13 protein-coding genes are annotated in these 10804 nt (G+C 72.5%); 6 read left to right on the top strand and 7 right to left on the bottom strand.

All coding sequences use genetic code 11. The features are described 5' to 3' along the window. Positions 1-36: 36 nt before the first annotated feature. From QDS12_RS04765 to QDS12_RS04750, 4 genes are read right to left on the bottom strand one after another with little or no spacing between them, the layout of a single operon-like run. On the bottom strand, positions 37-219 hold the full coding sequence (locus tag QDS12_RS04765) for a hypothetical protein (RefSeq protein WP_279877316.1): 183 nt from the start codon (positions 217-219) through the stop codon (positions 37-39). Then, complete coding sequence (locus QDS12_RS04760) at positions 212-820, bottom strand: nucleotidyltransferase family protein (RefSeq protein ID WP_279877315.1); 609 nt, start codon at positions 818-820, stop codon at positions 212-214. Before QDS12_RS04760 ends, QDS12_RS04765 begins: the two co-directional genes overlap by 8 nt. Then, complete coding sequence (locus QDS12_RS04755; protein ID WP_279877314.1) at positions 817-1443, bottom strand: hypothetical protein; 627 nt, start codon at positions 1441-1443, stop codon at positions 817-819. Before QDS12_RS04755 ends, QDS12_RS04760 begins: the two co-directional genes overlap by 4 nt. Then, positions 1440-1946, bottom strand: coding sequence for a sigma-70 family RNA polymerase sigma factor (locus tag QDS12_RS04750; RefSeq protein WP_279877313.1), 507 nt, complete (start codon positions 1944-1946; stop codon positions 1440-1442). The genes QDS12_RS04755 and QDS12_RS04750 overlap by 4 nt, the downstream gene beginning before the upstream one ends. A 68-nt stretch (positions 1947-2014) precedes the next feature. On the opposite strand from QDS12_RS04750, the gene QDS12_RS04745 reads away from it, so the two are divergent. Further along, a complete protein-coding gene (locus QDS12_RS04745; protein ID WP_279877312.1) occupies positions 2015-2578 on the top strand; it encodes a sigma-70 family RNA polymerase sigma factor in 564 nt (187 codons plus the stop codon). Then, positions 2575-3165: a hypothetical protein gene (locus QDS12_RS04740; RefSeq protein WP_279877311.1), complete on the top strand. Its 591-nt coding sequence runs from the start codon at positions 2575-2577 to the stop codon at positions 3163-3165. The genes QDS12_RS04745 and QDS12_RS04740 overlap by 4 nt, the downstream gene beginning before the upstream one ends. A 229-nt stretch (positions 3166-3394) precedes the next feature. On the opposite strand, the gene groL is transcribed toward QDS12_RS04740, so the two are convergent. Next, complete coding sequence (gene groL, locus QDS12_RS04735; RefSeq protein WP_279877310.1) at positions 3395-5023, bottom strand: chaperonin GroEL; 1629 nt, start codon at positions 5021-5023, stop codon at positions 3395-3397. 364 nt (positions 5024-5387) lie between these two features. Between groL and QDS12_RS04730 the strand changes: the two genes are divergently transcribed. Next, positions 5388-7241: a hypothetical protein gene (locus QDS12_RS04730; protein ID WP_279877309.1), complete on the top strand. Its 1854-nt coding sequence runs from the start codon at positions 5388-5390 to the stop codon at positions 7239-7241. 57 nt (positions 7242-7298) lie between these two features. Here QDS12_RS04730 and QDS12_RS04725 read toward each other — a convergent pair whose 3' ends face one another. Further along, on the bottom strand, positions 7299-8153 hold the full coding sequence (locus tag QDS12_RS04725) for a hypothetical protein (RefSeq protein WP_279877308.1): 855 nt from the start codon (positions 8151-8153) through the stop codon (positions 7299-7301). A gap of 83 nt (positions 8154-8236) precedes the next feature. Here QDS12_RS04725 and QDS12_RS04720 point away from each other — a divergent pair, with 83 nt between their 5' ends. From QDS12_RS04720 to QDS12_RS04710, 3 genes are all read left to right on the top strand, one after another. Continuing rightward, complete coding sequence (locus QDS12_RS04720; protein WP_279877307.1) at positions 8237-8599, top strand: YciI family protein; 363 nt, start codon at positions 8237-8239, stop codon at positions 8597-8599. Continuing rightward, complete coding sequence (locus QDS12_RS04715) at positions 8592-8954, top strand: YciI family protein (protein ID WP_279877306.1); 363 nt, start codon at positions 8592-8594, stop codon at positions 8952-8954. Before QDS12_RS04720 ends, QDS12_RS04715 begins: the two co-directional genes overlap by 8 nt. A 230-nt stretch (positions 8955-9184) precedes the next feature. Then, positions 9185-10219 (top strand): DUF6596 domain-containing protein, encoded by a 1035-nt coding sequence (locus QDS12_RS04710; protein WP_347882174.1) that lies wholly within the window; start codon positions 9185-9187, stop codon positions 10217-10219. Positions 10220-10264: 45 nt separating this feature from the next. Here the strand turns inward: QDS12_RS04710 and QDS12_RS04705 are convergent, their stop codons facing one another. Beyond that, positions 10265-10801, bottom strand: coding sequence for a GNAT family N-acetyltransferase (locus QDS12_RS04705; RefSeq protein WP_279877305.1), 537 nt, complete (start codon positions 10799-10801; stop codon positions 10265-10267). Between the last annotated feature and the right edge of the window lie 3 nt (positions 10802-10804).

Raw genomic sequence — 10804 nt, 5'->3', positions numbered from 1 at the left:
TTGGTGTCAGCCGGTGTCAGCCGGGCTCAGTCGGGCTCAGTCGGGCTCCGACGCGGGCCCGGCGTCCGGATCCTCCTGCTCGGCAGCGGTCTCCTCCGCCGCCGCGCCCGACGGCTTCGACGCCGCGCCCGCGTCCTGGTCGTCCGCCTGCCGCTCGTTCTGCTCAGGGTCGCTCTCGGTCATGCCGCCCGGTGCCCGGTCCGGGTCGCGGTCACTCACGGGTGTCGACGTCCACGCCCGAGGCGAGGTCCCCGCACTCGACGAGCCGGGTGTCATGGGTCTTCAGGTAGTCGCGAGCGCCCTCGTCACCGGTGATGCTCGCCGCGATCGGCGCCCAGTGGTCCCGGCCGAGGAGGACGGGGTGCCCCGGCACGCCGCCGTACGCCGCCCGGGCCAGCGCGCCGGCCCCGGTCGACCCGGCGGCGAGCACCCGCCGCACCACGTCCCGGCCGACGTCGGGCAGGTCCACGAGGTGCACCACCGCGACGTCGGCGTCCGACCCCTCGAGCGCCCGGAGTCCGGCCCGGAGCGAGGCGCTCATCCCCTCGGCCCAGTCGCGGGCGACGACGGCCGCGACCGGCACCTGACCTTCCGAACCGTTCTCCGGCGTGTCGCGGTTCAGCAGGTCAGGTGCGCGCAGGAGCGGCAGCGCCTCGTCGACCGCGGCGCCGAGCACGACCGTGACCGCGGCGCACCCGCCGTCGAGGAGCGCGCCGACGCCGCGCGGGAGCCAGTGCCCGTCGCCGTCGGAGACCAGCGCCTTGGGGGTGCCCATCCGGCTGCCGGCGCCGGCGGCGAGCAGCAGCCCGTGGGCGGTCACTGCGGGAACGCCTCGGTGTAGAGGCGCTGGGTCTCCGGGGTCGCCGGGCCACTCATCCCGCAGCCGATCACCCGCTGGCCGTCCGCCGCGACGAGGTAGTCCTTGCCGGCCTCGAACACCGGGTCTCCCTCGATGCCGCCGGTGTCCGGGGCCGTCACGCCCCGCACCGTGACCTGGTCGCCGACCTGACCCGCGTAGACCTTCGTCGTCCGGATCGTGACCACCCCGTCGGCGATACCGAGGACGGTCCCCGCGAAGGCGATCGGCTTCTTCGCGAGCAGCTGCGCGCTGGGCATGATGCACCGGCCGGCCGCGGTCGCGGCCGCGAGCTCGGTCGTGCGGGGCGCGGACGTCGTCTGACCCGCGTTCGGCTGCGCGACCACCCCGGGCTTGGAGTGGTCGTCGCTGAACCACCAGGTCACGCCGGCCGCGATGACCACCACCGCCGCCGCGGCCACCAGCCAGGTCAGCGCGTTGCGACGACGCGTGCCGGTCTCGCGCAGGTCGGTGTGGACCACCCGGTTGAGCAGGTGGTCGACGTCGTCGGCGTCCGCGGGCGGCAGCTCGGCGGCCGGGTCGGCGGCACGGAGGCGGGCGTGGAGATCGGCGTCGGAGTCGTTCACGACCCTTCATGTCCGGCGAGGTCGCCGGACTTTCGTGCCGCCATCAGCTCGCGCAGGCGCTGGCGGGCGCGGGTGAGCCGAATGCTCACCGCGTTGGGCGTGAGCCCGACGACCGTGGCGATCTCGGCGGGCGCCAGCTGCTCCCAGGCCCAGAGCCGGATCAGCTCGCGCTCGGTGTCGGTGAGCCGCTCGAGCGCCTCGTGCAGGTCGGTCGCGTCGCTCCCGGTCGGCGTCTCGACCGGCTGCGCGGCCAGCCGGGCCCCCAGCCGTGCGCGTCGGCGTACGCCCCGCTCCGCGTTGGCCAGGCAGTTGCGCGCGACGCCGTAGAGCCACGGCAGTGGCTCGGGCGGTACGTCGTCGAAGCGCCGCCAGGCGACCAGGAGCGTGTCGCCGAGGACGTCGGCGGCGGTCTCGGCGTCGGTGCGCCGCGCGAGGTAGCGCCGCAACGGCTCCAGGCACTCGCGGGCGAGCGCCTCGAAGCGGTCGGTCCTGCTGGGCTCCACGTCTCCAGCCTCTCATCGACGGGGTGAGGTGTCTGTAACGTCAGTCCTGCTCGTTCCCAAGAGGAGGCATGAACACACCACCGAATCCGGACGTCGGCCGGATCGCCGGGGACCCGGACGCGTTCGAGGAGTTCTATCGGGCGCACCTCGGTCTGGTGCGGGGCTTCGTGGTGCGTCGCGTGAGCGACCCCCACCTCGCGGCCGACCTGATCGCCGAGGTGTTCCTCGCCGCGATCGACGGCGCCGGGGGCTACCGTGCGGACCGCGGCACACCCGCCGGCTGGCTGACCGGCGTCGCCCGCCATGTCGTGGCGGCCGAGTTCCGCCGGCAGGCCAGGGATCGGGAGGCGACGCGACGCCTCTCCGGGCGGCGCCACCTCGACGCGGACTCGCTGGCCCGTCTCGAGGAGCGCATCGACGCCGAGCGCCAGACCCGCCGTCTCTACGAGGCGCTGGCGTCCCTTCCTCGCCGCGACCGTGCGCTGATGGAGCTGGTCGCCGTCGACGGACTGACCGTGACCGAGGCTGCGGCCGTGCTGGGGGTGAAGCCGGGCACCGCGCGGGTCCGGCTGCACCGCAGCCGGGCCCGGGTCCAGTCACACCTGCTCCCGATCCAGGAGGTCTCCTCATGACACTCGACAGCTTCGAGCAGTCCCTGCTCACCGACCTGCGCGAGCACGTCGCCTCGCGCGGCACCGCCTCGGCCCGCCACACCGGACGCACCCGGCGCACCCGCCGCACCCGGCGCCGCTGGGCGCTGGCGGCCGTGCCCGCCGGCGTGGCCGCGAGCGTCGCGGTCGCGCTCAGCCTCGGCGGCTCCCCGTCGGCGTACGCCGTGGGCACGACCGCCGGCGGCGACGTCGTCGTCACCATCCACCGGCTCGACGACGCGGCCGGGCTCGAGCACGCGCTGCGCGCCCACGGGATCCGAGCCGATGTCCGCTACGACACGACGGTCGCGCCGAAGACCGACTCCGATGGCGAATCCGGAGATCCGCAATCCAAGACCGACGGTCCGGGCACCTCGGCCGCCGGCGACAGCACCTCGCAGCACACCGCCTGCTCCATCCACCTCGCCAAGTCCGACGCCGGCCTGACGTTCACCCTGAGCGCCGCGCAGGTCGCGGGCGACGCCGAGCTCGAGATCGTCACGGGCGGCTCGAACGCGGACGACGTCCACTCCCCGGTGGCCGTCTACTGGTCCGGCGGCGCCTGCTGACAAGGCCACTGACAAGGCCACTGACAGGGCCACTGACAGGGCCACTGACAGGGCCACTGACAGGGCAACAGGGCCCCAGCGCATCGCGCTGGGGCCCTGCTGGATGTCTCTTCCGGAGCGACTGGGTTTCGAGACGCGTCTCACGTCCCCCGCTGGCGCGGGGTCCGTGCCGACGCTCCTCGACCTGCCCGGCTGATCACCGTCCTCGCTGCGCTCGGACGGTGGCCGGTCAGAAGTCCATGCCGCCCATGCCGCCGGTCGGGTCGCCGCCCATGGGCGCGGCCTTCTCCGGCTTGTCGGCCACGACGGCCTCGGTGGTGAGGAACAGCGCGGCGATCGACGCGGCGTTCTGCAGCGCCGAGCGGGTCACCTTGGCCGGGTCGATGATGCCCGCGGCCAGCAGGTCGACGTACTCGCCCGTGGCGGCGTTGAGGCCGTGACCTGGGGTGAGGTTGCGGACCTTCTCCGCCACGACGCCGCCCTCGAGGCCGGCGTTGATGGCGATCTGCTTGAGCGGGGCCTCGGTCGCCAGCTTGACGATGTTGGCACCGGTGGCCTCGTCACCCTCGAGCTCGAGCTTCTCGAACGCCTTCTCGGCGGCCTGGAGCAGAGCGACGCCACCACCGGCGACGATGCCCTCCTCGACGGCGGCCTTCGCGTTGCGGACCGCGTCCTCGATGCGGTGCTTGCGCTCCTTGAGCTCGACCTCGGTGGCCGCGCCGACCTTGATGACGGCCACGCCGCCGGCCAGCTTGGCGAGGCGCTCCTGCAGCTTCTCGCGGTCGTAGTCGGAGTCCGACTTCTCGATCTCGGCGCGGATCTGGTTGACCCGGCCCTCGATCTGGGAGGCCTCGCCGGCACCGTCGACGATCGTGGTCTCGTCCTTGGTGATGACGACCTTGCGGGCCTGGCCGAGCAGCTCGAGACCGGTGTTCTCGAGCTTGAGGCCGACCTCCTCGGAGATGACCTGGCCACCGGTGAGGATCGCGATGTCCTGCAGCATGGCCTTGCGACGGTCACCGAAGCCGGGGGCCTTGACGGCGACCGACTTGAAGGTGCCACGGATCTTGTTGACGACGAGCGTGGACAGGGCCTCGCCGTCGACGTCCTCGGCGATGATGACCAGCGGCTTGCCCGACTGGATGACCTTCTCCAGCAGCGGGAGCAGGTCCTTGACGTTGGAGATCTTCTGGTTGGCGATGAGGACGTAGGCGTCCTCGAAGACCGTCTCCATGCGCTCGGGGTCGGTGACGAAGTAGGCCGAGATGTAGCCCTTGTCGAACCGCATGCCCTCGGTGAGCTCGAGGTCGAGGCCGAACGTGTTCGACTCCTCGACCGTGATCACGCCCTCCTTGCCGACCTTGTCCATCGCCTCGGCGATGATGTCGCCGACCGTGGTGTCAGCGGCGGAGATCGAGGCGGTGGAGGCGATCTGCTCCTTGGTCTCGATGTCCTTGGCGAGGGCGAGCAGCTGCTCCGACACGGCGGAGACGGCGGCCTCGATGCCGCGCTTGAGGCCCATCGGGTTGGCGCCGGCGGCGACGTTGCGCAGACCCTCGCGGACGAGCGCCTGGGCGAGCACGGTGGCGGTGGTGGTGCCGTCACCGGCGACGTCGTCGGTCTTCTTGGCGACCTCCTTGACGAGCTCCGCGCCGATCTTCTCGTAGGGGTCCTCGAGCTCGATCTCCTTGGCGATGGAGACACCGTCGTTGGTGATGGTGGGGGCGCCCCACTTCTTCTCCAGCACGACGTTGCGGCCCTTGGGGCCGAGGGTGACCTTGACGGCGTCGGCGAGGGTGTTCATGCCCCGCTCGAGACCGCGACGGGCCTCCTCGTTGAAAGCAATCAGCTTCGGCATTGCCTGGCGATCCTTCACTTGGGAAGTTCGTTGTCCCGGCCGGTGGGTTGCCCGCGACGGCACGACCAACCCTGCGGCGGCGATCCCTTCACGCCGCCCCCGGGATGGCCCAACGTCACCGGACCGGAGGTGGCACTCTCATGGCGAGAGTGCCAATGCCATGTTTAGCACTCGCCCCTGGCGAGTGCAAGGAGACCGTACGTCGACCGGCCGCGAGATACCGCACCTGGGGTGGTGCCCAGACGGGTGTCGACGTCGTACGGTGCGAGGGACCGCTGGCGTGACGTGCGTCACACCCGAGGCGCGGCGTCGCGGTCCTCGCCACCGCTGAGGTGGCGCGTCGATTGACCACTCGGAGAACCACATGGTCGACAACCACACCAGGCGCTTCCACCGGAGCGCCGTCCTGCTCGCCGCGGGCACCCTCGCGGCAGCCACCGTCTCGCTCGGCGCCTCCGCCGACGCGGCGGTGGCACCCGACCGGCCGGTCAGCGTCGACTCGCCGTACGTCAAGGCCAACGGTCGTACGCCGACACCCGGCGATGCCATCACCGCCTGCGGGACCAACCGGCGCCAGCAGAACGAGCCGACGGTCGCGATCAACCCGGCCAACACCGCCGTCGTCACCTCCGGCTCGAACGACTACTGCACCGTGGAGCTGGCGGGCGGCACTTGGGCCGGCTTCTACCGCTCCACCGACGGCGGGACGAGCTGGACCGACTCGCTGCTGCCCGGCTATCCCACCGACACCTCCCCCGAGGGTCAGGCGAGCCCGCTGCAGCAGCGCGGCATCACCAACGCCGGCGACCCGGTGCAGGCCTGGGACCGCAGCCACCGGCTGTTCTACATGGGGAACGCCTTCAACCGGGTGGCCCCGCAGAACGGCTCGGTCTGGGTCGCGACCTACGACCAGGACGCGGGCCACTACGTGCGGACGGTGATCGTCGGCCGTGGCACGCCCGCCCTCAACGGCAAGTTCAACGACAAGACCTCCATCGAGGTCGACCGCGGGCTGGCCAGCCCCTACAGCGGCAACGTCTACGTCGCCTGGAGCGTGTTCCAGGGCCTGCACGGCAACAACGAGATCATGTTCGCCCGGTCCACCGACCACGGCGCGACGTTCAGCCAGCCGCAGAAGATCTCCGAGACGTCCAAGGACAACCAGTTCGCCGACATCGCGGTCACCCGCAACGGCACCGTCTACGTCGCGTGGAACGGCTCGGTGGGCAGCCGCGCCACCGGGCACGCCGCGATGCTGTGGGTCCGCTCCAACGACGGCGGACGCACGTTCACCAAGCCGTCGGTCGCGGCCGACTTCGACGGCTTCGACGCGGCCGACTCGACCGGCGACCCCGAGGCGGCGGAGCAGGCTCGCGAGCAGGCCTTCGAGCACGCCGACGGCCCGGAGGCCGACGTCGAGCCCAGCTCGGCCGGCGACGCCCGCGACTGCGGGTCGGGCCCGTTCGCGTGCCGCAGCGGCTTCGTCTTCTTCCGCCACGACAGCCAGCCGCGGATCACCGCCGACCCGGCCGACCCGTCCAACACCGTCTACATGACCTACGACGCCACCGTGCCGGCCACGGAGGTGCCGTCCACCTCGACCTACAACACCGCCCCGGTCCGCAACGGGACGCTGATGGTCGGTCAAGGCGCGGTCTACTTCACCAAGAAGGTCGGCAACGGCGCCTGGACGGCCCCGTCGAGGCTGGCGCCGACCCCGGTCGGGCACCAGCTGTTCCCCGACATCAACGCCGACGGCGGCCACCTGTTCGCGCTCTGGCACGACAGCCGCAACGATCCCGGCTACAGCGTCCAGAACCCGCCGGGCAACGCGACCGCCACCGATGCGGCGGGATTCCACCTCGCCACCGTCGGGCTGGACACCTACGGGGCGACCTCGGTGGACGGCGGCACCACCTGGTCGGTGGTGCGGCTCTCGTCGCGCTCGCAGATGCCCAACTACGAGATGTTCGGTGACCGCCGGGTGCCCTTCCACGGCGACTACAACTACGTGTCGAGCGTCGGCAACCTCGCCTTCGGCACGTGGACGGACACGCGGCAGGTCGCCCCAGGAGACGACCCGCGCTACGTCGGCGGCGAGGGCTTCGACGTGCTGCAGTGCCGCGCGCCTCAGCCCGGCGGCACGTTCGGAGCCGACACGTGTCCCAACGCAGGTGGTCTCGACCAGGACATCTTCGGCACGTCCTTCAGCCGATGAGCCGAGCCACCAGGTGACCCAGAGCGGCGGCCGGGCCTGCGCCCGGCCGCCGCGTCGTCACGCGCCGCTCGCCAGGCGCGAGGCGACCATGTCGGCGAAGGCGGTCGCGTTGGCCGGCTCGACGTCCAGGTAGAGCCCCGGCTCGATGAGCTCCAGCTCGGAGACGACCAGGCGGTCGTCGTACTCGAGGATGTCGACGCGGGCGTAGTCGATCGGGCGTCCGTGCCGCGCGGCGGCCGCCGCGACAGCCGACTCGGCGAGGGCGGCGTGCTCCTGCGTGAGTACGACGGCCCGCGAGCTGCCGCCGTAGAGCTCGTTGACCCGGATGTCTCCACCGCCCGGCACCTTCTGGACCTGCGCGGCCGGCGTGCCGGCGAAGACGAAGACGCTGGTCTCCCCCGTGGTCCGCACCGACTCGACGAGCGGCTGGACGATCCAGGGCGCGGCGACCAGGCCCTCCAGGCCGTCGTAGGACGAGGCGGAGACCACGCAGACGCCGACGCCGCCGGCGCCCGTGCGCGGCTTGACCACGGCGCTCTCCCACCGCTCGAGGGCGGCGGCGAGGCCGGTCACGAGCGTGGTGTCGTCGAGGAGCTCGGTCGGCACGGTCGGGACACCGGCTGCGGCGAGGTCGCGCAGGTAGGCCTTGTCGGCGTTCCAGGCGATGACGTCGGCGCCGTTGAGGAGCCGCGGCACGCTGCGCGCCCACGCCAGGAACTCCGGCGTACGCCGGTAGTAGTCCCACGTGGACCGGACCGCCACGAGATCGGCGGCCGCCCAGTCGACGCCCGGGTCGTCCCAGCGCGCCCAGGCGGCGTCGACCCCGCGCTCGGCGAGGGCGGCCAGCAGGGAGTCGCCTCCGCTCTCGCCGTCGGGCATCAGCTGGAAGGTGGCAAGCAGGATCTTCGGCACGAGGAAGAAACCTACTGTCGATTCCTCATCGCCCCGCACGTCATCTCGGTGACAGACTCACCACGCACGAGAGGAACACCGCGATGACCACCTATGCCGTTCTGCTCCCCGCTGACGAGAGCACCTGGGAGAGCGCCACCGCCGAGCAGCGGGCCGCGATGTACGAGATCCACGGCCGCTTCGCCGCGATGCTCGCCGAGCGCGGCCACAAGATCCTCGGCGGCGCCGAGCTGACCCACTCCCGCACCACGAAGCAGGTCCGCCGCGACGCGTCGGGCGGCGTCGTCGTCTCCGACGGGCCCTTCGCCGAGACGGTCGAGCAGCTGACCGGCTTCTACCTCGTCGAGAGCGACGACCTCGACGACCTGCTCGAGGTCTCCGCGCTGCTCGCGAACGGCGGGGCCCCCGTCGAGGTGCGCGCCACCGTCGACCAGGGCGGTGAGTGAGGTGCAGTTCCTCGTCCTGCTGACCGCGCCCGACCACTTCGCCCGCTGGGAGGGCCTCTCCTCCGAGGAGCGCGACGACGCGATGGCGTCCTTCGGCTCCTTCGCCAAGGCGGTGCAGGAGCGCGGCGAGATCGTGGCCGGCGACGCGCTGTATGCGCCCGCCGCTGCCCGGACCGTCCAGATGGGCCCCGAGCGCGTCGTCACCGACGGGCCGTTCGCGGAGACCGTCGAGCAGCTCGCCGGCTTCTACGTCATCGACGTGGACAGCCTCGAGACGGCGGTCGACCTGGCTCGGCTCCTCCCTCGCAACACCGCTGTCGAGGTGCGCCCGACGCGAGGGGTGCCGATCCGCTGACCACCCTCGAGGACCTGCTGCGCGACGAGTGGGGCCGGCTGCTGGCCCTGCTCGTCGCGCAGTACCGCCGTCTCGACCTCGCCGAGGACGGGCTCGCCGACGCGTTCGAGGCGGCCGCCCGGACGTGGCCGTCGGACGGTGCGCCGGCCAACGGGCCGGCCTGGCTCCTGACGACCGCCCGCCGGCGGATCGTCGACCGGCTCCGCTCGGAGTCCGTCCTGGCACGGCGGATGCCGCTGCTGGAGGTCGAGGCCTCCCTGACCCAGGAGGCGGCGCACGTGATGGCCGACGGAGGCGAGCTGGTCGCGGACGAGCGGCTGCGCCTGGTCCTGCTGTGCGCCCACCCGTCGCTCTCGCCCGAGGCGGCGGCAGCGCTGACCCTGCGGCTGGTGCTCGGTGTCGCCACCGAGGACATCGCCCGGCTCTTCCTTCAGTCGACCCCGACCATGGCGGCCCGGCTCACCCGCGCCCGCAAGCGCCTGGCCGGCGCGCGGTTCGAGGTGCCCGCGGACACGGCCGCGCTGGCCGCGCGGGTCTCGGCGGTCGCCGACATCGCCTACCTCGCCTTCACCGCGGGCTACGCCCCCGGCAGCGGCCCGGACGTCGTACGGACCCAGCTGGCGGGCGAGGCCGTGCGGCTGGTGCGCGTGCTCCGATCGCTGCTGCCGCACTCCGATGCCGAGGTCGACGCCCTGCTGGCCCTCCTGCTGCTGCAGCACTCCCGGCGCGATGCCCGCGTGCGCGACGGCGCGCTCGTCCTGCTCGCCGACCAGGACCGGACGCGGTGGCACCACGACGAGATCGCCGAGGGGCTGGCCCTGCTCGAGCCGCTGGTCCACGAGCCACCCGCGCCCTATCTGGTCCAGGCCCTCATCGCCGCCGAGCACGCGATCGCACCGTCGTCGGCGGCCACGGCGTGGGACCGCATCGTGGCGAGGTACGACGAGCTGCTCACCCTGCTCGACACCCCGGTCGTCCGGCTCAACCGCGCGGTCGCGGTCGCCGAGGCGTCCGGGCCCGAGGCCGGGCTCGACGCGCTGGGCTCGGTCGCGCTCTCGGGCCACCGGCTGCCGGCCACCCGCGCGGAGCTGCTGCTGCGCGCCGGGCGGCCCGACGAGGCACGGATCGCGTTCACCACCGCGATCGCGTTGTGCGGCAACGGTGCCGAGCGGGCGCACCTGGAGGGTCGGCTGGCGGAGGCGGATGTTCATCGAGGTATGCAGCCGAATGCGCACTCCCCCAGCGGAGCTCCGCAGGGAAAGTGACGGTTCGGCTGCATACCTCGATGAACCGACCAACCCGCCCCAGCCTCAGGCGAGCGCCTTGACCAACCGCTCGAACGCGAGGTCGTCGCGCTGCGGGAGACCGAACCGCTCGTCTCCGTAGGGGAACGGCGACAGCTCACCGGTCCGCCGGTAGCCGCGCCGCACGTAGAAGGCGATCAGCTCCTCGCGGACCGAGATCACGGTCATCTCCATCGTCGTGGCGCCCCAGTCCTCGCGGGCGACCCGCTCCGCCTCAGCCATGACGACCTTGCCGAGCCCGCCACCTTGGAGACCGGGCCGGACCGCGAACATCCCGAAGTAGCAGGCCTCGCCGCGGCGCTCCAGCTGGCAGCAGGCGATCAGCGACCCGTCCTGGTGGGCGAGCAGCATCCGGCTGTCGGGGCGCTCGATGACCTCGCGGACGCCCTCGGGGTCGGTGCGCTGACCCTCGAGGATGTCGGCCTCGGTGGTCCAGCCGCCGCGGCTCGCGTCCCCGCGGTAGGCGGACTCGACGAGGGCGACCACCTCGGGTACGTCGGCGGTCGTGGCGTCGCGGTAGGTGAGGATCGGGCCGTTCAGCACGAC

The sequence above is a fragment of the Nocardioides sp. CER19 genome, from assembly GCF_029846275.1.
Taxonomy (GTDB): Bacteria; Actinomycetota; Actinomycetes; order Propionibacteriales; family Nocardioidaceae; genus Nocardioides.
Note: the sequence above shows the minus strand (reverse complement) of the source record. Positions and strands in the feature narration are given on the sequence as shown.